Origin of the sequence: Rhizobium sp. SG741 (assembly GCF_012275435.1) — a bacterium.
GTDB classification, from domain to species: domain Bacteria; phylum Pseudomonadota; class Alphaproteobacteria; order Rhizobiales; family Rhizobiaceae; genus Rhizobium; species Rhizobium lusitanum.
In genome coordinates this window covers 66,336-88,461 of sequence record NZ_JAAZQP010000019.1, presented here as the reverse complement: position 1 = coordinate 88,461, position 22,126 = coordinate 66,336, and the positions used below count along the sequence as shown (strand labels likewise).

The 22,126-nt window shown below is 58.8% G+C and carries 20 protein-coding genes; 13 read left to right on the top strand and 7 right to left on the bottom strand.

Annotated elements, in window-relative coordinates:
* Positions 1-147: 147 nt before the first annotated feature.
* Entirely contained in the window at positions 148-576 is a 429-nt protein-coding gene (locus FHT29_RS31780) for a universal stress protein (protein WP_168600963.1), read from the bottom strand.
* Positions 577-920: 344 nt separating this feature from the next.
* Positions 921-1,568 carry a BON domain-containing protein gene (locus FHT29_RS31775; protein ID WP_047562087.1) on the bottom strand — a complete coding sequence of 216 codons (648 nt, stop codon included), beginning with the start codon at positions 1,566-1,568 and terminating at the stop codon, positions 921-923.
* A gap of 283 nt (positions 1,569-1,851) precedes the next feature.
* On the opposite strand from FHT29_RS31775, the gene FHT29_RS31770 reads away from it, so the two are divergent.
* Positions 1,852-3,789, top strand: coding sequence for a heavy metal translocating P-type ATPase (locus tag FHT29_RS31770; protein ID WP_168600962.1), 1,938 nt, complete (start codon positions 1,852-1,854; stop codon positions 3,787-3,789).
* 50 nt (positions 3,790-3,839) lie between these two features.
* Here FHT29_RS31770 and FHT29_RS31765 read toward each other — a convergent pair whose 3' ends face one another.
* Complete coding sequence (locus tag FHT29_RS31765) at positions 3,840-4,223, bottom strand: hypothetical protein (protein ID WP_168600961.1); 384 nt, start codon at positions 4,221-4,223, stop codon at positions 3,840-3,842.
* 121 nt (positions 4,224-4,344) lie between these two features.
* On the opposite strand from FHT29_RS31765, the gene FHT29_RS31760 reads away from it, so the two are divergent.
* The 10 genes from FHT29_RS31760 to hemN all read left to right on the top strand — a co-directional run bounded on the left by FHT29_RS31760 (position 4,345) and on the right by hemN (position 15,632).
* The gene (locus tag FHT29_RS31760; RefSeq protein WP_168600960.1) at positions 4,345-5,049 is read left to right on the top strand and encodes a CBS domain-containing protein; all 705 of its coding nucleotides are present in this window, start codon (positions 4,345-4,347) and stop codon (positions 5,047-5,049) included.
* Positions 5,046-6,359, top strand: coding sequence for a divalent metal cation transporter (locus tag FHT29_RS31755; RefSeq protein WP_210255606.1), 1,314 nt, complete (start codon positions 5,046-5,048; stop codon positions 6,357-6,359). Before FHT29_RS31760 ends, FHT29_RS31755 begins: the two co-directional genes overlap by 4 nt.
* A gap of 222 nt (positions 6,360-6,581) precedes the next feature.
* Positions 6,582-7,295, top strand: coding sequence for a CBS domain-containing protein (locus FHT29_RS31750; RefSeq protein ID WP_112442906.1), 714 nt, complete (start codon positions 6,582-6,584; stop codon positions 7,293-7,295).
* Between the two features lie 271 nt (positions 7,296-7,566).
* A complete protein-coding gene (locus FHT29_RS31745; RefSeq protein WP_047640904.1) occupies positions 7,567-7,776 on the top strand; it encodes a hypothetical protein in 210 nt (69 codons plus the stop codon).
* A gap of 4 nt (positions 7,777-7,780) precedes the next feature.
* Complete coding sequence (gene cydD / locus FHT29_RS31740) at positions 7,781-9,547, top strand: thiol reductant ABC exporter subunit CydD (RefSeq protein WP_168600959.1); 1,767 nt, start codon at positions 7,781-7,783, stop codon at positions 9,545-9,547.
* A complete protein-coding gene (gene cydC, locus FHT29_RS31735; RefSeq protein ID WP_168600958.1) occupies positions 9,544-11,232 on the top strand; it encodes a thiol reductant ABC exporter subunit CydC in 1,689 nt (562 codons plus the stop codon). The genes cydD and cydC overlap by 4 nt, the downstream gene beginning before the upstream one ends.
* 81 nt (positions 11,233-11,313) lie before the next feature.
* Entirely contained in the window at positions 11,314-12,915 is a 1,602-nt protein-coding gene (locus FHT29_RS31730) for a cytochrome ubiquinol oxidase subunit I (protein WP_168600957.1), read from the top strand.
* 6 nt (positions 12,916-12,921) lie between these two features.
* Positions 12,922-14,076: a cytochrome d ubiquinol oxidase subunit II gene (cydB, locus tag FHT29_RS31725; protein WP_168600956.1), complete on the top strand. Its 1,155-nt coding sequence runs from the start codon at positions 12,922-12,924 to the stop codon at positions 14,074-14,076.
* Positions 14,077-14,094: 18 nt separating this feature from the next.
* The gene (gene cydX, locus FHT29_RS31720) at positions 14,095-14,208 is read left to right on the top strand and encodes a cytochrome bd-I oxidase subunit CydX (protein ID WP_037201400.1); all 114 of its coding nucleotides are present in this window, start codon (positions 14,095-14,097) and stop codon (positions 14,206-14,208) included.
* 77 nt (positions 14,209-14,285) lie between these two features.
* Positions 14,286-15,632: an oxygen-independent coproporphyrinogen III oxidase gene (hemN, locus tag FHT29_RS31715; RefSeq protein WP_168600955.1), complete on the top strand. Its 1,347-nt coding sequence runs from the start codon at positions 14,286-14,288 to the stop codon at positions 15,630-15,632.
* A gap of 19 nt (positions 15,633-15,651) precedes the next feature.
* On the opposite strand, the gene FHT29_RS31710 is transcribed toward hemN, so the two are convergent.
* Both FHT29_RS31710 and FHT29_RS31705 read right to left on the bottom strand, forming a co-directional pair.
* The gene (locus FHT29_RS31710; RefSeq protein WP_168600954.1) at positions 15,652-17,571 is read right to left on the bottom strand and encodes a PAS domain-containing sensor histidine kinase; all 1,920 of its coding nucleotides are present in this window, start codon (positions 17,569-17,571) and stop codon (positions 15,652-15,654) included.
* A 21-nt stretch (positions 17,572-17,592) separates the two neighbouring features.
* Positions 17,593-18,246 (bottom strand): helix-turn-helix domain-containing protein, encoded by a 654-nt coding sequence (locus FHT29_RS31705; protein ID WP_244655222.1) that lies wholly within the window; start codon positions 18,244-18,246, stop codon positions 17,593-17,595.
* Positions 18,247-18,493: 247 nt separating this feature from the next.
* Here FHT29_RS31705 and FHT29_RS31700 point away from each other — a divergent pair, with 247 nt between their 5' ends.
* On the top strand, positions 18,494-19,219 hold the full coding sequence (locus tag FHT29_RS31700; protein WP_168600953.1) for a response regulator: 726 nt from the start codon (positions 18,494-18,496) through the stop codon (positions 19,217-19,219).
* A 27-nt stretch (positions 19,220-19,246) separates the two neighbouring features.
* On the opposite strand, the gene FHT29_RS31695 is transcribed toward FHT29_RS31700, so the two are convergent.
* Together FHT29_RS31695 and FHT29_RS31690 are read right to left on the bottom strand one after the other, a co-directional pair.
* The gene (locus FHT29_RS31695) at positions 19,247-19,687 is read right to left on the bottom strand and encodes a hypothetical protein (protein WP_168600952.1); all 441 of its coding nucleotides are present in this window, start codon (positions 19,685-19,687) and stop codon (positions 19,247-19,249) included.
* An 81-nt stretch (positions 19,688-19,768) separates the two neighbouring features.
* Positions 19,769-20,602: a universal stress protein gene (locus FHT29_RS31690; RefSeq protein WP_112439946.1), complete on the bottom strand. Its 834-nt coding sequence runs from the start codon at positions 20,600-20,602 to the stop codon at positions 19,769-19,771.
* 273 nt (positions 20,603-20,875) lie between these two features.
* Between FHT29_RS31690 and FHT29_RS31685 the strand changes: the two genes are divergently transcribed.
* Positions 20,876-22,060 carry an acetate/propionate family kinase gene (locus FHT29_RS31685; RefSeq protein ID WP_168600951.1) on the top strand — a complete coding sequence of 395 codons (1,185 nt, stop codon included), beginning with the start codon at positions 20,876-20,878 and terminating at the stop codon, positions 22,058-22,060.
* The last annotated feature ends 66 nt before the right edge of the window (positions 22,061-22,126 follow it).

Genomic DNA, 22,126 nt, shown 5'->3' with positions numbered 1-22,126 from the left:
AGACGGCATCGTCGATCTTGTCCTCATCGATCTCCATGAACCCGACGTTACCACGCGAGCCCCATTAAGTCCTGCGGCCCACCTCGGATGGATACGATCGAACGGCCAATGCGACGACGCAGTCCAGCATCTGAATAGATTGGATATTTATTGTCTCGGCGCCGGGGGAATCCGATCGATGTGAACGGAGCATTTTGCATGGTGGACAATGTGATCGACCGTCGATCCAAAGACATGATCGAGAATGTCGGGCTCGTGAGCGGCCACGACAATCAGATCGGCCTTCACGGCGGCGGCAATCGCCAGGACCGCATCGGCGGCACGGCCGGTGGAAACATGGACAGGCGCCGGCATTGGAAGCTTCCTGCAAAGCTGCGAGAGCTTTTCTTCCGCCTCGCTGATGATAGAGACAGCCCGATCATCCGGTCCTTGCGTCCCAAGGGACGGAAAACGCTCGACGGAGTGAGCGAGATGCAGGGTGCCATCGGCATCGAGAAGCGCGTGGGCGGTACGCAGGAGATGCTCGGCCCTCTCCTTCGATCCAGGACCAATGGCACAGACGATTGTCTTATACATGCCCCCACCTCTCAAAAGAGATCCTTACCGCCCGTGCCGACAAATTCGGTTCGAAATCCTCGCGCGCGCGCCTGCTTCAGAAACCGGTCCGCACTCAGTATGTCCACCTTGAAGCTGCCGCCCAGAGATTGGCCCAAAGGATAGCACAGTTCGTCGCGAACCCACGCTTGGGCGCAAGGCGACAGGACCGCAATCTCCCATTCGTCGCTGTCTGCTCGGTCGAGGCGAAAGTCGCAGTCCTGGTGGTGCGGGAGGGGATATCCTGCACCTGCAAGCAGAGCTTCCCCCGTTCGTGTGCAATCCGTGCTCATGTTTTTGCATCCTCTCTTAATGTCGAAGGCGGATCAGCTGATGGACAGCTGATCATCGAGCGTGTGGACGCCGGGAGCCGACCATGCGGCACGTTCCGCCGCACGACGCTCGGACAAGGTCCTGACGTTGCCCTTCAAGGTGACTTTGCCATCGGAAACATCGACCCGGATTGCCTGGGCCTCTAATTCCGCGTCGCGTTCCAGCGCATTTTCAATGCGCCTCTTGACGTCGTCGGCGCTGATGCCGGGAACGACATCTATGAGATTGGAGACGCCGACGACTCCGGCGAGATCCCTGACAGCGGCAGCGGCAGCATTCTTTTGGTACTGCCATTCCACCTTGCCGGTAAGCGTGACGACGCCCTTGCATACGCGGATCTGCACCATTTGCTTTGGAATGGAGATATTCCAGTCCACCATTTTGACAGCGCGACGGGCAATGTCGTCGTCATCGGTGCGCCTTGGACCCAAGATCCGAACGTCCATTTCCTGGGCTATGGCGCGGACGCCTTTGACGCGTCTCACGGCCTTCTCGGCAGCATCCTTTTCCGCATATGTGCCAACATGTCCGGTGAGAGTGACGATGCCGTCGCGTGCGACGACACCAATATCGGCCGCATCCACTCTCGGCTCGAATTCCAGTTCATCCAGAATATTCTGTCTGAGAGCGATGTCGTCCATGGCCACCTCCTTAAAACTCTATTGACTGAAGAAGCATAGGGCCGCGCGAGGATCGCTTCATTGATCAAGGTCAACCAGCCGTGACACGCGAAAGGCGATCAAAAAAGAAGTTCGATACTTGGCAGAGAGGCGGCGACACACGAACGACTGCCGCCTTCGGTGAAATTGCGATGTCGGGGAGCCGGCCACATTGCGACGGATCAATGTCTGTTCCGAGGAATCCGGTTTCAATGAGCCGATTGGTTGAGCCGCATATCGGCTACAGGCAGCACCGGAGCAAAACATGCCATTCGTCGGAGTGATCAGCATTCTCGCATCCTCGCTGAAGATCGAAGGGGCATTGTTGTTGCTGATCGCAGCATCTGGGCTTCTCGCAGGCTTGATCCTTCTATCGATCGACAGTGTTGCGCTTGCCTCTCTTATCTGGACTTTCGCTACCTTGCCGATCCTGGCTACATTGTTGCTGCAGGCTTTCCGTTCCTTGCGCCGCGGCGATTTTGGGCTCGATATCTTGGCCGCTCTGTCAATGGCATTCGCGCTCTTCTTTGGTGAGTATCTGGCCGCCAATGTCGTAGCCCTGATGTATGCGGGCGGACAGATGTTGGAAGGATATGCATCCGGCCGCGCAGCTCGTGAAATGGCGGCCCTTGTCGGACGAGTGGCACGAACTGCATTTCGTTATTCTGGCGACCAATTGGAACTGATCCAGATCGAGGCGATCGGCGCAGGCGATCGCATCATGATTCGCCAAGGAGAAGTTCTACCCGTTGATGGCATTCTCCTGTCTCCCCGAGCTGTCCTCGATGAGTCAGCGTTGACGGGCGAGGCGCTGCCCGTCGATCATCTGACCGGCGAAGAGGTTCTAAGCGGGAGCGCATCGATAGGTCCTGTGTTTACCCTCGAGGCACTGCGCCCCGCGTCTGAGAGCACCTACGCTGCGGTCGTGCGCCTCGTCGAGACGGCGCGGAACAGCAAAGCGCCCATGACACGCCTCGCCGACCGCTATGGCCTGGTGTTTCTGCTCATGGCGGTGACGATAGCGTCGTCGTCTTGGCTGTTGTCCGACGATCCGCGGCGCGCCTTGGCGGTACTGGTCATAGCGACGCCATGTCCGCTTATCCTGGCGGTCCCGGTCGCGCTTATGTCGGGCATCTCGCGCTGCGCCTCGATCGGCTGCCTGGTAAAAGACGGTGGCGCTCTTGAAGCTCTCAGCCGAGTGCGGGTTGCCGTGCTCGACAAGACCGGCACGCTCACACACGGTAAGGCACAAATCGTGGCCATTCGCTGTAGCGACTGGATCGACAAGGACGAGTTGTTGCGTCTTGCCGCTTCGGTTGATCAAGCCTCGAGTCATGTCATGGCGGCCGCGCTGATTGCAGAAGCGCAGGCGCGCCATCTGACACTCTCGCCGCCGACCGACGTCGAAGAGATCGGTGGAACCGGGCTCGAAGGAACGGTCGACGGACGCCGAGTTGTGGTCGGCGGCGACCGGTTTGTGAAAAGTCGAAGCTCTGAGCGCCCATTCCACGCTGTTGAAGGCCATCATCGCGCCGGCGAGGTTGTTGTGACGGTCGCGATCGACGGCATGGTCGCGGGAAGTATCATCATGGCCGATCCGGTGCGTGCGGAAGCGGTGGGCGTTCTGCAGCGATTGCGCAGCGCTGGAATCGAGAAAATCATTCTTGCTTCCGGTGATCGTTTGGATGTTGCCTCGCATGTCGGCAGCATACTTGGCATTGAACGGGTGCTCGGCGAACAGACGCCCGCTTCGAAAGTTGACGCCGTCGTTGCCGCGAGAAGCTTCGGCCCGGTCATGATGGTGGGGGATGGTGTCAACGATGCTCCGGCGCTGGCGGCCGCGGACGTGGGTGTTGCCTTAGGCGCACGCGGAGCAGCAGCGTCTTCGGAGGCGGCATCCGTCGTCCTACTCGTGGATCGGCTCGATCCTCTGGCAAATGCGCTGGTCGTCGCACGCCGGACCGTTACGATCGCGCGCGAAAGCGTTATGGTGGGGCTTGGTCTCTCGGTCGCCGGCATGATCGCCGCAGCGTTTGGATATCTGCCGCCGCTGCATGGGGCTCTGCTGCAGGAAGCCATCGACGTCGCGGTCATCTTGAATGCGTTGCGCGTTTTGGGATTATCGTCTGAATTGGAGGATGGTTCATCTAGGCACCGCAGGAATGCCGAGGCAAGACCAGCCTCCAATACACAGTTGTCCTAAGAGATAAATCGCCTGACTAACACTTTCGCGTGGCCGGAAGATTCCTTGCATCATTGATACCGATCAATGCCGCTGCAACGATTGTTGGCAAACTGTTTCATGCAAACAACCCATGAAGGAATAAGCCAATGCTCAGAGCCAAGCGCGATAGCCTCGGCGGTGCAGCTTCTAGAGCCATCCCCTCCCTCGGCGATGTAGAAGGCCGCATGATGATCCTCGAACTCATCGCGCTGACGGCGCTCACTCGGCTGATACGCCTTCATGACGTCGGCGAGAGAGGCAATCTCATGAAAGCGATGCGGCACGCCATCGATCGAAAATGCCATGATGCCAGATTGTGCGGAACCGACACTGAGTCCGCCGAGAAATATGCGGAAGGTTTGCTGGCTTGCGCACAAGAACAAGCGATCGATCTGGAGAAAACCCGAAAACATGCCTGCTGATCGCTCGGAAGATCGAGCGGCTCGGGGAACGCCTGATGTTCATTTCGCCGCGCTACAGCTTCCATAAGCACGACTGTAACAGGAATATTCATAGCAACCAGGGATGAGAGCAATGCAAGCGAAGGACATCATGACACGGAGCGTCATCACGGCACCGCCGACAATGAACGTTCGAAATGCGGCATTGCTGATGCGCGCCAATGATATCAGCGGCTTGCCGATAATAGATGACGATGGCAAGGTGTGTGGCATGCTGACCGAAGGGGATCTCATGCGACGCTTTGGCAATAATTGCGCGTCGGCTGTGAATGGCACCCTGAAACGTGACGATCAGCATGGTTTGAACACTTATATTCAAATGTACGGCTGGTCGGTCGGCGAGGCCATGAGCCACGACGTTATAAGCGTCGCCCCGGATACGGATGTCGGGCGGATTGGCGGCCTGATGTTATCTCACAAGATAAAACGAGTTCCGGTCATCAATGAGCATCGCCTTGTCGGTATCGTCAGTCGGAGCGATCTGCTCAACGTGATCATTGACGCGCCTGTTCAAAACGTCGCCATTGGTGACGATGCCGTGAGGCTCGCCATCAGAACCCGGTTGGTAACGGATCTTGGGATCGGGAGCGACAGGGTCGACGTCACCGTTAAAGACGGACAGGTGGAGGTGCGCGGAAACCTCGATTCCGATATCCAACGTCAGGCGATCCGGATACTTGTGGAGAACATTCGAGGTGTCGGCGGATATGTTGATCGGACAATACTCTCGCCTTCGAACGTTGTCGGCTTCTCAGCCACGCCCGACGATGGCCGATGACACAGGAACTCACCACTGTTCAACAAACCTCGTGGCGTTCGCGCATATCGGGTCGGCTGGCTCGCCTGCGCGAGCACCCGCTCGCCAGCGTCGGGCCGGGTCTCATTACCGGCGTTGCCGATGATGACCCGAGCGGCATCGCGACTTACTCCCAGGCAGGCGCGCAGTTTGGCCTGAACATGCTTTGGACCATGCCGGTGTCGTTTCCGATGATGGCTGTTGTCCAGGCGACTTGCGCGCGGATCGGGCGTGTGACCGGGCGGGGCTTGGCGGCAAACATAAAGGAAACCTTCCCGCCCTTCGTGCTCTATGCCGTGGTGTTCTCGCTTATGATCGCCAATATTCTGAATATTGCCGCAGATGTTGCGGCCATGGGTGAAGTCGCGGAGTTGGTCACAGGCTTCAACCGCCATCTGATGACGATGTTCTTCGTCTTCGGGACGCTCGCGCTTCAGGTCTTCATCCCATACCACCGCTACGTCGCGTTCCTGAAGTGGCTGACAGTTTCGCTCCTTGCCTATGCGGCCGTCCTTTTCACCGTCCATATCGACTGGCAGGAGGTCGCCTTGAGAACGATCTGGCCGACCATCACCCCGACACCAGCCTACGCCGCTGTGGTCGTCGGCGTCTTCGGGACTACAATCAGCCCCTATCTTTTCTTCTGGCAAGCGTCAGAGGAGGTGGAGGACATGAACGCGCAACCCAATGCGACGGCGTTGTCCAAAGACAATACGTCAGCCCCCAAAGAGCTCCGACGGATTGGCTGGGATACCTGGAGCGGCATGCTCTACTCCAACCTCACGGCTTTTTTCATCATACTGGCAACCGCCGTGACGCTGAATGTCGCCGGCATCACGCAGATCGACACCGCCGCGCAAGCGGCAAGTGCGCTGCGGCCACTGGCTGGACCGTTTGCCGCCCTTATCTTCGCGCTCGGAATTTTAGGTGTCGGCCTCATCGGCGTGCCTGTTCTCGCAGGTTCCGCCGGTTATGCACTTGCAGAGGCCATGGGTTGGAAATTCGGACTGGAGCGCACTCCTAACGATGCCCGAGGCTTTTACGGTGTGATCGCCATAAGTGTGCTTTTGGCTCTGGTCATACAGTATTCGCCGATCAATCCGATGAGCGCACTGTTCTGGAGCGCCGTCATAAATGGGCTGCTGGCGGTTCCCCTGATTGCCGTCATTCTGTTGTTGGCGGCAAACCCAAAGGTCATGGGTCCATACACGATAGGGATATTGGCAGCATGCATCGGCTGGGCCACGGTCGCATTGATGGCGGTCGCAGCCGTAATGATGTTCGTCTCATAGCGGCCGCCCCGCCATTCTCCCGCTGTGGTCATTTGAAGTTGCCGCACTGCTTTCAAGCAAGCGGTCGGTTGTCGCGCAAACAAAGCTTGCCAATGACCTCAACTAATCCTGCTCATTTGATGTCGATCAAAGCATAGCCATGCTGCACGCCATAACTTTCTCGGCATGGAACATGCCACCCCTATCGGCAACCACAAGCCAAATCATCGCCCGGAGACGACCATGCTCATTCAAGAAATCATGAACGCGCCAGCTATCACCGTAAGCCCCAAGACATCTGTCGTGGACGCGGCCACAATTATGCTCGACCGTCACGTCAGCGGTCTTCCGGTCGTCGATGCCGGCGGACAGCTTGTCGGCATTGTCAGCGAAGGCGATTTCCTTCGCCGCGGGGAATTGCAGACTGAGCGCAAGCGATCCTGGCTGCTCGAGTTTCTGACCAGCCCCGGCAAGCTTGCTGATGAGTATGTTCTTTCGCATGGCCGTAGCGTTGGAGAAGTGATGACGTCGGACGTTGTCACTATTGCCCCCAAAGCCGCGCTCACCGATGCCGTCGGTCTGATGGAGAAGCATGGGATCAAGCGATTGCCCGTCGTCGTACAAGGCAAAGTGATCGGCATCGTCTGCCGATCGGATCTGTTACGGGCATTGGCCAACATGCTGCCAAAGGAGAAGGCGCAGGCCAGCGACGATCAGATCGCCGAGGCGGTCATTGCGGAACTGTCGCATCAGAGCTGGAGCCAGAATGGCTTCATAAAGGTGAGCGTTCAGAACGGCGTTGTCGAACTATCCGGTAGTATCTTCGACGAACGAGAACGACTGGCTGCCAAGGTTGCGGCGGAGAACGTGCCAGGCGTCAAGTCTGTTACCGATCAGATCGCATGGATCGACCCCTATCTTGGCGTTGCAATGCCGGCGCCGACTGAAACAGTCTGAACAGCGCAATCTCTATCGGCGTAAGGGAGGACGGCGGGGCGGGTGGCGATCGATTGGCTCGACCCCGTCCCGACCGTTTAGTCGCTATTCGGGCGCCTAGTGCGACCAGAACCTATTTGTTCATGACGACTGGGATCCTGCGGCAATGGTGGGCGCGCGTGGCAAGGCCTATCTCTCCCATAATTCTCGAGGTTGACCTAAGTCAAAGCGAGGTCCGCTCAGGCAAACTAGAAAACGTCAAGACCAATACGCAAACGGCCTGGACCGACGCATGAGTGACATCACATTCGCCAAAGCTTTCGAACGAAATGCCCGGTCTTCTGAACCGGCGGAAGGCAAGGCAGCAATGGCAATCACCGCGATGCCTCCGCCTTTCGTTCAATCCTTCATTCCTCATTTCGGACTTGTCGAGGAGCTGAACAAACCCATGGTTTCGCTCAGCCGGAGGCGCACGAACAACACACCCACCGACAAGGGGTAAGGTGATGACCAGCGCTTTCTTCGACCTAGGAGCAATACCGGAAGCCGGACAAGAGCCTGATACCGAGGTCGCCAAAGTCTCGACCCGATCGGGATCTACGGAGGTCCCATCGCGAAGGATAGTTCCCGCCAAGCTGTCACTCGCTGCGCTCGTGCAGACCCTGTCAGCCCTTCTCTGGATTCCCCAGGCTGCCTTGCTTGCCAGCGGGATAGGTGTGATCGCCGACAGACATAGCATACCCGCCATGGCGATACCCGCCCTGCTCATCTTTCTTCTTGGCGCACTCCGCGCTGGGCTGGATGCGCTCGGCGGACGTTTGGCCTTTAAAGCAGCGCGCATCGAACTAACCCTTCGGCGGGACATTGCAGCGACAGCCCTTGCCGCCCGCTCACCATTGGACAGTAACCGTGCCGCATCCGGATTTGCCGCCAGTCTCATCGCCGAGCAGGCCGAAACCATCGTGCCCTACCTTGCCCGCTTCCGTCCCGCAAAGCTGAAGGCGAGTGCGGTACCACTTGTCATTCTTATCTGCGTTGCGCCGGTTTCCTGGATAGCCGCATTTATTCTGCTCTTTACGGCGCCTTTGATCCCGGTGTTCATGGCCCTGATCGGTTGGCGCGCCAAGGCGGCGAGCGAGAAACAACTGACTGAGACCGGCGGGCTCAATGCCTTTCTGCTCGACCGGCTGCGCGGGCTTGCCACCATTCGCGCACTCGGCGCAGTCGACCGTACCGCCTTGCGGCTACGGGCCGATGCCGAACAGCTCAGAATAAGAACCATGGCGGTGCTCAAAATTGCCTTTCTATCCTCCGCGGTACTGGAGCTTTTCGCCGCGCTGGGCGTTGCCGCAGTGGCCGTATATGTCGGCTTCAGCCTGCTCGGCGCGATCGATGTCGGCACATGGTCCGGCCGGTTGAGCCTGACCCAGGGCCTATTCATTCTCTTGCTGGCTCCGAGCTTCTTCGAGCCGTTGCGCGAACTGTCGGCAGTCTGGCACGACCGGGCGGCGGGAGAAGCGGCGCTGGAGGCGCTCGACGCACTGTCCGGTACTGGTATGGTTATGTCGGGTTGGCGCGACGAGAAGGCGATGGAAACCGGCCGAGATCGTCCATTGCCGACAATCAACATCCGTGGCCTTTGTTTCCGGCATCGTCCCGACCTTGCGCCTGTTTTTGATGATCTCAGCCTTGCAATCGCAGCTGGCGAACACGTGGCGCTCCTGGGAGCAAGCGGTGCGGGCAAGACAACGATGCTGTCGTTGATCGCGGGTCTGGCCCCTCCACAGAGCGGTACGATCCATGTCGGCGCAGAGCGGCTTGATGACACGTCCGCCGCGACACTGCGCGCCCGGATGGCCTGGATCGGGCAACGGCCGCATATTTTTGCCGGCACGATGAACAGCAACGTCACGCTCGGCCGCCCCGAAGTCAGTCCATATGACGTACAACAAGCAATCGATCTTGCCTCTCTCCGGCGGATCGCAATTCAGCGCGGCGGGGCGCCGATCGGCGAAGGTGGGGCGGGGCTGTCCGGAGGCGAGGCCGTACGGCTGGCGATTGCCCGCGCTGCCGCGACCCCGCATGCCGACATCATCCTCGCGGACGAGCCGACCGCTCATCTCGACGCAGAAACCGCGCGCGATGTCACCGACGCATTGTTGGCCGTTGCGCATGGACGGACGCTTGTTGTTGCCACCCATGATCCGGCTCTGGCCGCAAGGATGGACCGGATCATCCATATTGACGCATCGGCCCGGGAGAAAGCGGCATGACATCGGCATTCTCCGCCCTCTATCCCGTCTTTCGCCTTTTCCTGGCAGCGCGCGGGCGCGCATTGCTTCTCGGCGCACTCTTGTCAGCCCTGACCGTATTCGCCGGCATCGCACTGCTCGGGCTCTCGGGCTGGTTCATCACGGCAGCGTCGCTCGCTGGCCTGACGGCGACAGCCATCACCTTCGATGTCTTTGCTCCATCGGCGGGCATCAGGCTACTGGCGATCCTTCGCACCGCTGCGCGCTATGGCGAACGGCTGACCACCCATGATGCGACGCTCGGCGTCCTTGCCGCGCTGCGCGAAAATCTTTTTCGCGGTTGGGCGGAACCCAATGCGGCAACGATGTTGATGCGCAGGCCAGCCAAGCTGCTTTTTCGGTTGACGGCGGATATCGATGCGCTCGATTCCCTCTATTTGCGTGTCCTGGTGCCGGCCGCTGTCGCTATCGTCTCGGGCCTGGCGGTTAGCATCGCGCTGATGCTTCTGTCGGTTCCGTTCGGTCTGCTCGCCGGCCTGTGGTTGCTCGCTGCCGGTTTCTGCATTCCAATCATTGCGGGACGCTTGGCACTAAAACCGGCGCGGCGGCGCGCACATGCGATCGAGGCGCTGCGCTCGCGCGCTGTCGATCTCGTCGCCGGACAGACCGAACTCGTCATGGCCGGGAGATTGCAGGCCCAATGCTCAGCGATCGCTGCCGCCGATCGCCGCCTGCGCGAGGCAGACGACAGACTGAACCGGATCGAAAGCGGAGTAACAGTGGGGTTTGGCCTTGCCTCCGCAGCGCTGCTGTCCGGCAGTTTGCTGATAGTCACCTCGCTGGCCGAACGCGGCATTATCGGTGCACCGGTTGCCGCACTCGGCCTACTGATTGCCCTCGCGGCGCTCGAACCCTTTGCAGCACTGCGCCGTGGGGCGCTGGAACTCGGCCGTACCGTGCTTGCCGCCCGCCGCCTTTCACCTCGCCTGGTACAGACTGCTCACCCCCCTGCACATCTGATGCCGCCAGAAGGCCTGGCCGTCCGGGTCTCCGGTGTCTCCGCCCGATATGACGGAGCGGCGATGGCTTCGCTTGAGGATATCACGCTTTCTCTGGCATTGGGCGAGCATCTCGCAGTGATCGGCCCGAGCGGAGCCGGAAAATCAACCCTCTTTGCCATTCTCGCCGGCGAACTCGCCACCGAAAGAGGCACGGTCGAAACCGTAACGGCCGCGATGCTGACCCAGCGCACGGAGCTGTTCCAAGACAGTCTGCGAGATAACTTGCGTCTTGCTGCTCCGGATGCAAACGACGAGATGCTCTACACCGCGCTTGCGGATGCCGGCCTCCTTGAAGATGCACTGGCCCTGCGGAAAGGCATCGACACCTGCCTGGGTGAAGGCGGCCTTGGTCTGTCCGGCGGACAATCCCGTCGCCTGGCGCTTGCCCGTCTGTTCCTGCGCGGCGCCAAACTCTGGCTGCTCGATGAGCCGACCGAAGGTCTCGACCGCGAAACCGGACGGGATGTCATGCGGCGCCTTGCCGGTCACGGTTGCGGCCGGTCGCTCGTAATCGCCACCCATATTCGCCGTGAAGCAGAGATCGCCGACCGGATCGTCGTTCTCGACAACGGCCGCATCGTCGCGACCGCGCGGCGAGGAGAACCCAAATTCGACGCAGCGCTCGCCCGGCTGAGGCAGGACTGAGACGTCTGATCGATCAATCATAACCGAGGCCGTTCGAGGCTAAGGTGCATCAACCACCCTTTGAGGCGTTGGAGAAAGACTATGGACCTTGATATCGTGGCGCTATCGCGTCTGCAGTTTGCCATGACGGCGCTGTATCACTTCTTGTTCGTGCCGCTGACACTCGGCTTGTCCGTGCTGCTTGCCATCATGGAAACGACCTATGTCATGACCGGCCGGCAGATCTGGCGGCAGATGACGAAGTTCTGGGGAACGCTCTTCGGCATCAATTTCGTGCTCGGTGTCGCCACAGGCATCGTCATGGAATTCCAGTTCGGCATGAACTGGAGCTATTACAGCTATTATGTCGGCGATATTTTCGGGGCACCGCTGGCGATCGAGGGCCTGATGGCCTTCTTTCTGGAGGCGACCTTTGTCGGCCTGTTCTTCTTCGGCTGGGACAAGCTGTCGAAGGTCGGCCATCTGGTGGCCACCTGGGCTGTCGCGCTCGGCTCGAACTTCTCGGCACTGTGGATCCTGATCGCCAATGGCTGGATGCAGAACCCTGTGGGTTCGGCGCTCAATCCGCAGACCATGCGCATGGAGATCACCAGCTTCTTCGATGTCGTCTTCAATCCGGTCGCCCAGGCGAAATTCGTCCACACCGTTTCGGCGGGCTACGTCTGTGCGTCGGTCTTCGTGCTTGGCGTCTCGGCCTGGTACATGCTGAAAGGCCGGCATATCGAGATCGCCAAGCGCTCGATGACGGTCGCGGCATCCTTCGGTCTCGCCTCGGCGCTGTCGGTCGTCGTCCTTGGCGACGAGAGCGGTTATCTGACGACCGAACATCAGAAGATGAAGCTCGCGGCGATCGAGGGCATGTGGACGACCGAGCCGGCGCCGGCTGCCTTCACCGCCTTCGGTTTTCCGGACCAGGAGGCGCGCGAGACCCATTATGCCGTGCATATTCCCTGGGTCATGGGCCTGATCGGCACGCGGTCGCTGACGACGGAGATCTCCGGCATCGACACGCTCGAGAAGCAAGCGGAGACCCGCATCCGCGACGGCATCAAGGCCTATGACGCGCTGATGAAGATCCGCGCGGCAAAGCCGGTGGCCGCCGGTACGGCAGTACAGGACCCGGCCGCCGAGCAGGCACGTTCCTCCTTCGCGGATATCGGTCATCAGCTCGGCTATGCGCTGCTGCTCAAGCGCTATGTCGACGATCCCCGGCAGGCGACTGACGCGCAGATCGCACAGGCGGCTCGTGACACCATTCCGCATGTGCCGACGCTGTTCTGGTCCTTCCGCATCATGGTCGGTCTCGGCATGTTCTTCATCCTGCTGATGACGGTGTTCTTCTGGCTGTCGGCCCGGCGCAAGCTCGACCGCTATCCGCTCCTGCTGCGGATTGCCGTCTTCGCCATCCCGCTGCCCTGGGTCGCCATCGAACTGGGCTGGGTGGTTGCCGAATTCGGCCGCCAGCCATGGATCATCGAAGGCGTGCTGCCGACGGCTGCTGCCGTCTCCAATCTCGGCGCCGGCACCGTGCTTCTGACCATCCTCGGCTTCGCGGCGCTCTACACTGCGCTGATCGTCGTCGAAATGAGCCTGATGGTGAAGGGCATTCGCAAGGGTCCGGAAGCGGACGACGTGCCGGAGGCCAAGTTGATTTCCGAAAACCTCGTTCCGGCTGCGGAGTGACCTGCCATGATCCTTCATGAATTAATCGACTACGAGACCCTGCGCATCATCTGGTGGCTGCTCCTCGGCGTCTTGCTGATCGGCTTTGCCGTGACCGACGGTTTCGACCTCGGCGTCGGCACGCTTCTTCCCTTCGTCGCCAGGACGGATACGGAGCGGCGCATTGCCATCAACTCGATCGGCCCGACCTGGGAAGGCAACCAGGTCTGGCTGATCCTCGGCGGCGGCGCCATCTTCGCCGCCTGGCCGCCGCTCTATGCGGTGTCCTTCTCCGGCTTCTATCTTGCCATGTTCGCGATCCTGTTTGCGTTGATCCTGCGGCCGGTCGCCTTCAAATACCGGTCGAAGCGCGAAAGCGCCCGCTGGAAGGCCGGTTGGGACTGGGCGCTGTTCATCGGCGGCTTCGTTCCCTCGCTGATCTTCGGCGTGGCGGTCGGCAATGTGCTGCAGGGCGTGCCCTTCCGCTTCGATGACGACATGCGCATCTACTACGAAGGGTCGTTCTTCGCACTTCTGAACCCCTATGCGCTGCTCTGCGGCCTTCTCTCGGTCGCCATGCTCACCATGCATGGTGCGGCCTGGCTTCAGGTCAAGACGGACGGTGTCATTGCGGAGCGTGCTCGCCGCTATGGCAGTCTGGCGGCTGTGGCCGTGATCGTTCTCTTTGCGCTGGGCGGCCTGTTTCTCTGGGCGGGGATCGACGGCTATCGCATTTCCAGCGCCATCGATGCGGCCGGCCCTTCCAATCCGCTGCTCAAGACCGTCGAGCACAGTCCAGGGGCGTGGCTTGTCAACTACGGTACGCATCCGTGGATGATGATCGCGCCGGTTCTCGGTTTCGTCGGCGCGGCCGCCGCCCTGCTTGCCATGCTGGCCCGGCGTGAACTTGCTCCACTGCTGTTCAGCAAGCTCGCCATCTTCGGCATCATCTCGACGGTGGGTCTGTCGATGTTTCCCTTCCTCCTGCCGTCGTCGCTCGATCCGCGCTCCAGCCTGACGGTCTGGGATGCTTCGTCCAGTCACCTGACCCTGTTCATCATGCTCGTCGTCACGGGCATCTTCCTGCCGATCATCCTTTTCTACACTGCCTGGGTCTATCGGGTGCTGTGGGGCAAGGTCGACGAGAAGACGGTCAACGACAAGGGCGGTCACGCCTACTAACCTTCAAGGAGATTCCGCATGTGGTACTTCGCCTGGCTTCTCGGCTTTCCTCTGGCCGCCGCTTTCGCTGTCCTCAATGCCATGTGGTATGAACTCGTCGACGATCAAGCGACGAACAACAAGCACGGATAAGGCGCACGCGGCCGGGCACAGTACCCGGCCGCGTGCCGACCAATCACTCCCCAGATCTATTGAAAGACGTTTTTCCCGTGCGCACCAGTTCGCTTATTCGTTACGCTCAACCCGTACCGCGCTACACCAGTTATCCCACGGCGCCGCATTTCCACGACGGCATTGACCATGTGAGCTACGCCAGATGGCTTGGCGAAACGGATCCGCACAAACCCGTTTCGCTTTACCTGCATGTGCCCTTTTGCGACCGGCTCTGTTGGTTTTGTGGCTGCCATACCAAGCAGGTACGGCGCTACGATCCCATCGCCGATTATCTGGACGCACTAGGGGCGGAGATAGCGCTCGCAGCGAAGGCCCTTCCGGGCCGGCGGCATGTGAGCGCTATCCATTTCGGTGGCGGCTCGCCCACCGTGATCGAGCCTGACGACATCGACAGTCTTCGTAGGAAACTCGATAGTGCTTTCGACATCGATCCTGATTGTGAGATCAGCGTCGAGATCGACCCGCGCAATGCGACGCCCGACAAACTCGAAGCCTGGCATCGTTTCGGCATGACGCGGGCGAGCCTTGGCGTTCAAGATTTCGATTCCGACGTTCAAAGGGCAATCAATCGGCTGCAAAGCTTCGAACAGACGCGCGTGGTCGTGGAAGCATTGCGCGACGTGGGCGTGGGCTCGATCAATCTCGATATTCTCTACGGCCTGCCGCTTCAAACGACGGAGACGCTGCGTCGAACTATCGATCTTGCCGTGTCGATGCGGCCGAACCGTATTGCGCTCTTCGGCTATGCGCATGTTCCCTGGATGAAAAAACACCAGAGCCTCATCGATCAAAATACCCTTCCTGGTCTGGCCGAGCGGTTCGACATGGCAAGCTTTGGTGCTGCTCAATTGGCGGAAGCCGGCTACATCCCGCTCGGTATCGATCATTTCGCCGACGAGAACGACAATCTTTCGGCGGCGGCGGCTACGGGAAAGATGCGACGCAACTTTCAGGGATACACGACGGACGAAGCTGAGACGCTGATCGGGCTCGGAGCATCTTCCATCGGAAACCTGCCGCAAGGCTACGTCCAGAATGCGGTCTCTGTTGGCGATTATATCCGCCGAGTCAGAGCAGGCGCGCTAGCGACCAGTCGCGGCTTTGCCCTTTCGCCCTCGGACCGGATCATAGGCAAACTGATTGAGAGCCTAATGTGCAATTTTTCCTTCTCCATCGCCGATCTGAGGCGAACCTTCGGAAGCCAGGTCGACCATTTGCAAATCGAAGCCGCAGCGATCACCGCCGAGGAGAAAGACATGATCGACTTTGACGGCGATCTATTCCTGGTGAAATCGGCAGCGAGACCCTTTGTTCGCACGATTGCTTCCCGCTTCGATCGCTATCTGCCGACCAACAAGGCGCGCCACAGCACAGCCGTTTGACGCCTTTGAAAGAGACAGATTAATCGAGAAGTTCACGCAGACGGACAGCAAGCTCGCGGGCGGTATAAGGCTTTTTCAACCAGCTGCCGGCTTCCGCTAATTCGCGACCGGCGATCGTGGGCTCGGCATACCCTGAAGTGAACAGGACTTTGATTTCGGGCCGCAATGTTCGGACCTTGTGTGCCAGTTCGTCACCAGCCATGCCGCCCGGCATCACGACATCGGTGAAGAGCAGAGCGATGTCCGGGTTCTCCTGAAAGAGCGCAAGTGCCTCGGTTCCGTTGGTCGCCTCGATGACCCTGTAGCCGGCATCGAGAAGCCGGGAGACTGTGACGCGGCGAACGCGCTCGTCGTCTTCGACGACGAGGATGCGTTCGAAGCCTCTTGGAATATTGGGTTTCTTGTCCTCATCGACGCGATCCGGTTCGATTCCCGCTGGCGCCTTCTGCGCCGGCAGAAAGATGCGAATGCTCGTCCCTTGGTCGATCTCACTATAGAGTTGGACGAGTCCTCCCGATTGCTTGGCAAAACCATAGACCATGCTGAGGCCAAGCCCGGTGCCGGCGCCCATTCCCTTTGTCGTAAAGAATGGCTCGAACGCTCGCTTCTTCGTCTCGCTCGACATACCAACGCCGGTATCGGTCACCGCGATCAGCACATATTCGCCGCTCCGGACTTCGGGATACATCCGCGCATAATCGGCATCGAGCCGAAGGCGTGAAATCTCGATCGTCAGGAGGCCACCGCGCGGCATCGCATCGCGTGCATTGATTGCCAGATTGAGAAGAGCATTCTGCAGTTGCGAGCCGTCAACAAGCGCTTCATTCACGGAACCGGTAACAACGGTTCGCAATTCGATCGCTTCCCCCAGCGTACGCCGCAATAGATCAGAGAAGCTGGATATGAACTTGCCGACATCCATAAGCTTCGGGTTGAGCGGCTGGCGGCGACCAAAGGCGAGGAGTTGAGCCGTGAGCTTCGCGCCATCCTCGGCTGCTGCTTGCGCTTCAGAAACCAGCGAGAGTAGCTTTGTATCCTGCAGCCTTGCTTCGATCATTTCCAGGTTGCCGCTGATGACGGTGAGCAGATTGTTGAAGTCATGTGCCAGCCCGCCCGTCAATTGGCCGACGGCTTCCATCTTTTGCGACTGCCGCAGTTCTTCTTCGATCTTGTGACGGCTCGTCAGATCACGTACAAAGCCGGTAAAGATGCGCTTGCCGTTGGTGATCGCCTCACCGACCGACAGTTCCATTGGAAAGACCGTACCGTCTTTGCGTCGCCCGCTGACGACACGACCATAACCAATGATGCGCCGCTCGCCGGTCCTCAGATAGTGTGAGAGATAGCCGTCATGTGCCTCACGATCCGGTGAGGGCATCAGCATACGAACATTTTCGCCGTAGACTTCTTCGGCGGCATACCCAAACAGTTTCTCCGCCGCGGCGCTGAAGGATGCAATCGATCCCGCTTCGTCAATGACGATCATTGATTCGGGCACCGTGGCAAGGATCGAGCGGAGGTGCGCTTCCCGCTCTGCCAGATCTGCTTGAATCTGCTTGAGGTCGCTTATGTCGTTGTTTGTCTGGACAATCACCTGCCGTGCCGGATCGACGGTGGACGCCGCAACCCACCGGCTGGTCACAACAATGGGCCTGCCGTCCTTGTGGTGATGAATGAGTTCTCCCTGCCAGTCAGCCTGCTGAACGATCTTGTCGCGTATGGTATTGAGCGGTTCGGGGAAGATCGTTGACAGCAAGTCATGAACCACTCGGCCGATTGCTTCCTGTCGGGTCCACCCGTAAAGCCGCTCGCATCCCGTAGTCCATCTGCTGATGACGCCGTCGAACCCGTGAACCACAATATTTGCACTATCGAGAATCTGGGTGATCTCGTCCAATCTGCTTTCGGCGACCCGAAGTTGTGACGGCTGGTCGTTCATAGTTGTTCCATTTGCAATTCGTTAGTGGCGTCGCCGCGCATTGTCCAAGGAAATGACGGACGAACTACTGCCGTGGTATTCATCGCCCTCTCCTGCCAGATGTGCAAGTGTACTTACCTTTATAATGCAGACCGAATGGCGGCCCGCAGGACCGACGATACCCTTGTTTGTCAGCTTCGTCATGGTCCTGGAGACTGTTTCGATCGTAAGGCCGAGATAATCGGCGATATCGAGGCGGGTCATCGGAAGATCGACGACGTTGCTCGAGCAGTCCTGCTCACGCTTACGCTGAAGCTGTTGCAGCAAGAAGCTGCAAAGCCGCTCTTCGGCATTCTTGCACGATAACAGCACCATTTGATCTTGCGCCGCCGCCATTTCGTCGCAAAGACGTGCAAGAAGCTGCGGCCTCAACTCTGGCGAGCCATTGACTGTTTCCTCGAAGGCCTTGCGGGAGAAGCGGCGCAGCCTGGTTGGCGTCACGGCTTCAGCGCTATAGAGATAATGGTTTCTGAGCGACACACCGACAAGATCGCCTGGATACAGAAAGCCGGTGATGACACGTCTGCCATCCGCCATGATCTTGAAAATACGCAAAACACCCTCGACCAGCTCAAAAAGGTGCTTTGCCTGGTCACCTTCAAAAAACAACGTTCTACCGGCATCGAGCTGTTCCATTGGTTGTTTCCAGAACAACGCCTGAAGACACGCCGGCTCTTTATCAAAAGCAACGACAACGTCGCTATAATTCAGAGCCTGTTCTGCGTGATTTGCCGACAACATGACGATCCCTCTCAAAAGTTGTTCTGATGCCGGGTAGATTGACGTGTTCCGAGTGACAGCCGAATGCCGTGCGTGTTAGAGATGGTGCAATTTTGTAACGGATTGTCACAGGGTCGAAACCCCTTCAACTGGAACCTTTGCAATGGCCTCGGATCAACAGCGACGCGAACATGTTCTGGTCGTAGATGACGATGCGCGCATCCGACAGATGCTGACACGGTATTTCGAGGACGAGGGATATGTCGTAAGCGCGGCTTCGAACGGCTCAGAAATGCGAGCCAACCTGAGGCAGCAGAATTTCGATATCATTTTGCTCGACTGGGTTCTCCCCGGCGGGGACGACGGATTGGACCTTGCTCGCGAAATTCGTGGACAATCGGATGTTCCAATCATGATGCTGACGGGCCGCGATGATGTGGTCGACAGGATCGTCGGGATTGAGGTCGGAGCTGACGATTATATCGCCAAGCCCTTCCATCTTCGGGAAGTGCATGCTCGCCTGAAAGCTATCCTTCGCCGTCGCCAACCGGCGATAAAAAATCCGGAGGGCGATGCGGGCGACGTCATCCGTTTCGAAGGCTGGCAGCTCGACATCAGCAAGCGCCAACTTCTTTCGGCGGACAGGAACGAAATCGAATTGACCACCGGTGAATTCGATATACTGGTTGTATTTGCACGCCACGCTGGACGAGTGCTCAACCGTGAGTTTCTGATGGAGCTGACGCGTGGCCGGAATCTGGAAGTCTACGACCGGACGATCGATGCCCAGATTGCGCGATTGCGCAAGAAAATCGAAACGGATCCCACACATCCACAGCTGATCAAATCGGTACGCGGTGTTGGCTACGTCTTCACCGGCAAGGTGTAAGCGACCTGAGATGCAGTAGAGGAAGGTTCAAGGATCTTTGTCGCCAGACAACATCATCAGGCCATGATCCAGCCGCTGGAACTGCTCCTCATCGTGCATTTGCTCCCAATTCCCTGCATTCTGGTTCCAGAATCGAATCTGCGCGCACCTCAGTTCCTTGGCTCGCGAACGAATGCTGGCAAACAGGGTTCTCGCAAGGCCACGTTCATCGGCAGCACTTGTGACGATCAGAAAGATGACATCAAGCAACGGACCGACGACGGGATGATCGCTGTGCCTATAGATGCTCAGGCCTTGAATGTAGCCTCGAAGGTTGACCGCGACGAGGATTTCCTCGCGGCGGATGGCATCTGATGCCATCCGCTGCCACGCCACCATACCAACGGTTGGGACTGCAGCCTGGATGAGAGGATAGGCCCGCACAATCTGATCCGGCCGCAGCGCGGCAATAACATAGATGCCAGCCATCCCTCTCCCCCTTCTAAGTCCCTTCTAAGAATGAAAGCAAGCGGCCACGCCATATCGAAGCGACCGCACAACGATTGGATGTCAACGTGTCATCATCAGGGGAACAGCTGTCTGTTCCAGCATGGAGCGCGTTACCCCTCCAAAAATCCACTCACGCACGCGTGAATGTCCGTAGGCACCCATGACGATTAGATCGGCGCCGATATCTGTCGCATGCTGTCGCAGGACGTCGGCGACGGCTCGGCCACCGCTAGCTAAAACATTGACTGATACCCGAACTCCATGCCGCGCCAGGAAAGCAGCGACATCCGCGCCCGGTTCTTCGCCGCTACTGTGGGTCGATGCATGGGGATCGACAATCGCAACGCTCACATTGTCGGCTGCGGTCAGCTGCTCCATCGCAGCGCGGACGGCCTGACTTGCTTCGTTACGCGAATCCCAGGCAATCAACACCGTTTTTGGGCGCAGTGAGGCCGCGTGTCCTTTGGGTACGACGAGGATCGGGGCCGGCGACTGAAACAGTGCGCCGTTCAAAATTTCGCGCCTCATATCGTCCTGGGCCAGAAGGCCGCCGCCGATCAACGTCAGATCGACATAACGCGCCCGTTCTCCGATTTCATTTTCCGCCCACCCGTATTCCGTAAAGATACTGGCCACATCAAACGAAATGTCGTCCGATTGCAGTATCGTCTTGGCAGCAGCCACCTTTAGGCTGAGCTGTTCCGTCTCGCGCTCGCGCTCCTCGATCCAGGCTGTCGAGGTCACTTCGCCGTAGCCGCCGATCGGTGGAGCAGCAAGTGCTGTCACCAGCACCGAGAGATGCGCCTTCGACTCCCGGCACAATTCGATCGCGGAGTGTAGATCATCGTCGTTTTGATTGACGCCGATGATACTCAAAATGGTCTTGGCTTGCATGGTCACACCTCCTGTTTGAACTTGTTGGATCGGTGTGAGTTTAAGCAACAGAACGAAGTCCGCGTTGATCTTGGTCAAGATTGAAGATCAAGGAGAAATCGCGAGCATTGAACAGCTTGATTTGGGTCAAAGCCAATGACCCCGTCCTGCCGTAGAGACGATGCTGATCCTCAGGCGACACACTCCAGGCAAAGCCGGTCGAGATGTTCCGCCAAAGCCGATCATCTCCGGCATTTCGTGGGAAACGCCGGCTCCTGAACCGAAGGAAACATTATGCCGGATACCAACCTGCTTCTCACATTCAATACAGGCTCTTCATCACTGAAGATCGGTCTGTTTGAGTGGGATGCGCAAGGCGCGCGTCGTATCGGCAAGGGCCTTGTGGATTTCAGCAGAAGGCCCCTCACCTTTCATCTGACTGAAGGACCTGCCGTCTTTGACCTTCGCTTGCACGCCGAAGGAGGCGAAGATCTGCGCGATGTCATTGCAGAAGCATTCGAAGTGCTTGGCATGCATTTCGATATGGCAGCGGTGCGCGCCGTGGGTCATCGCGTGGTTCACGGTGGAGATCAGTTCACAGGACCTGTTCGTCTCGACGAAGGCAACATCGGCGAACTGGATAAGTTGGTCGCCCTTGCCCCTTTGCATCAACCACAGGCGCTCCGTGTGATCCGCGCCGTCAAACATCTGCGACCGACGCTCGTCCAGACCGCGTCCTTCGATACGGCCTTTCATGCAACCCAAAGTGATCTTGTGCGCCGATTTGCTCTGCCGCGAGCCCTACACGATCAGGGGATCAAACGTTATGGTTTTCATGGTCTCTCCTATGCCTTCATTGCAGGGGAGTTACGCCGGCGCGTTCCGGATGTTGCTGCCAGCAAGGTGATCGTTGCCCATCTCGGCAACGGTGCCAGCCTCTGCGCCCTCGATGGCGGTGAAAGCCGCGATTGCAGCATGGGGTTTTCAACGCTCGACGGGATACCGATGGCAACGCGTTGCGGCGCACTCGATCCCGGCGTGTTGCTCCATCTTCTTGGGCCGAAGGCCAGGACCCTGCGGAATCTAGAGGACATGCTCTATCATCGCTCCGGTCTGCTCGGCGTATCGAGCATCAGCGGTGATACGCGCGATTTGCTGAAAGACGAGCGTCCTGAGGCGCGAGAAGCGATTGATCTGTTTTCCTTGCGGATTGCTGGCGAAATCGGCCGCATGACGGCAACGCTTGGCGGTCTGGACGGCATCGTTTTCACCGCCGGGATTGGCGAGCATCAGCCGGAAATCCGTGCCGCGATCTGCGACCGCCTGCGATGGTTGGGCGTCGCCCTCGACGGCGAAGCGAATACCACCAGCGCGTCCATCATCAGCACTTCGGCAAGCTCTGTCGCGACCTTCGTCATCGCAACGGACGAGGAGCAGATCATCGCCAATGAAGCCCTGTCGGTTCTGGCAAGCAAGTGATCCAGATCAACAGCCCATCGCGCCGTTCGCGATAGCCTAACGAACGACCATATTGAATCGGAGCAA

Bases quoted from the DNA above. Each gene is read 5' to 3' on its own strand.
- FHT29_RS31775 (WP_047562087.1), bottom strand. From the start codon at position 1,568: ATGGACGACATCGCTCTCAGACAGAATATTCTGGATGAACTGGAATTC.
- FHT29_RS31685 (WP_168600951.1), top strand. From the start codon at position 20,876: ATGCCGGATACCAACCTGCTTCTCACATTCAATACAGGCTCTTCATCA.
- FHT29_RS31705 (WP_244655222.1), bottom strand. From the start codon at position 18,246: ATGGAACAGCTCGATGCCGGTAGAACGTTGTTTTTTGAAGGTGACCAG.
- FHT29_RS31770 (WP_168600962.1), top strand. From the start codon at position 1,852: ATGCCATTCGTCGGAGTGATCAGCATTCTCGCATCCTCGCTGAAGATC.
- FHT29_RS31760 (WP_168600960.1), top strand. From the start codon at position 4,345: ATGCAAGCGAAGGACATCATGACACGGAGCGTCATCACGGCACCGCCG.
- cydD (WP_168600959.1), top strand. From the start codon at position 7,781: ATGACCAGCGCTTTCTTCGACCTAGGAGCAATACCGGAAGCCGGACAA.
- FHT29_RS31765 (WP_168600961.1), bottom strand. From the start codon at position 4,223: ATGTTTTCGGGTTTTCTCCAGATCGATCGCTTGTTCTTGTGCGCAAGC.
- cydB (WP_168600956.1), top strand. From the start codon at position 12,922: ATGATCCTTCATGAATTAATCGACTACGAGACCCTGCGCATCATCTGG.
- FHT29_RS31700 (WP_168600953.1), top strand. From the start codon at position 18,494: ATGGCCTCGGATCAACAGCGACGCGAACATGTTCTGGTCGTAGATGAC.
- FHT29_RS31730 (WP_168600957.1), top strand. From the start codon at position 11,314: ATGGACCTTGATATCGTGGCGCTATCGCGTCTGCAGTTTGCCATGACG.
- cydC (WP_168600958.1), top strand. From the start codon at position 9,544: ATGACATCGGCATTCTCCGCCCTCTATCCCGTCTTTCGCCTTTTCCTG.
- FHT29_RS31690 (WP_112439946.1), bottom strand. From the start codon at position 20,602: ATGCAAGCCAAGACCATTTTGAGTATCATCGGCGTCAATCAAAACGAC.
- cydX (WP_037201400.1), top strand. From the start codon at position 14,095: ATGTGGTACTTCGCCTGGCTTCTCGGCTTTCCTCTGGCCGCCGCTTTC.
- FHT29_RS31710 (WP_168600954.1), bottom strand. From the start codon at position 17,571: ATGAACGACCAGCCGTCACAACTTCGGGTCGCCGAAAGCAGATTGGAC.
- FHT29_RS31755 (WP_210255606.1), top strand. From the start codon at position 5,046: ATGACACAGGAACTCACCACTGTTCAACAAACCTCGTGGCGTTCGCGC.
- FHT29_RS31745 (WP_047640904.1), top strand. From the start codon at position 7,567: ATGAGTGACATCACATTCGCCAAAGCTTTCGAACGAAATGCCCGGTCT.
- FHT29_RS31780 (WP_168600963.1), bottom strand. From the start codon at position 576: ATGTATAAGACAATCGTCTGTGCCATTGGTCCTGGATCGAAGGAGAGG.
- FHT29_RS31695 (WP_168600952.1), bottom strand. From the start codon at position 19,687: ATGGCTGGCATCTATGTTATTGCCGCGCTGCGGCCGGATCAGATTGTG.
- FHT29_RS31750 (WP_112442906.1), top strand. From the start codon at position 6,582: ATGCTCATTCAAGAAATCATGAACGCGCCAGCTATCACCGTAAGCCCC.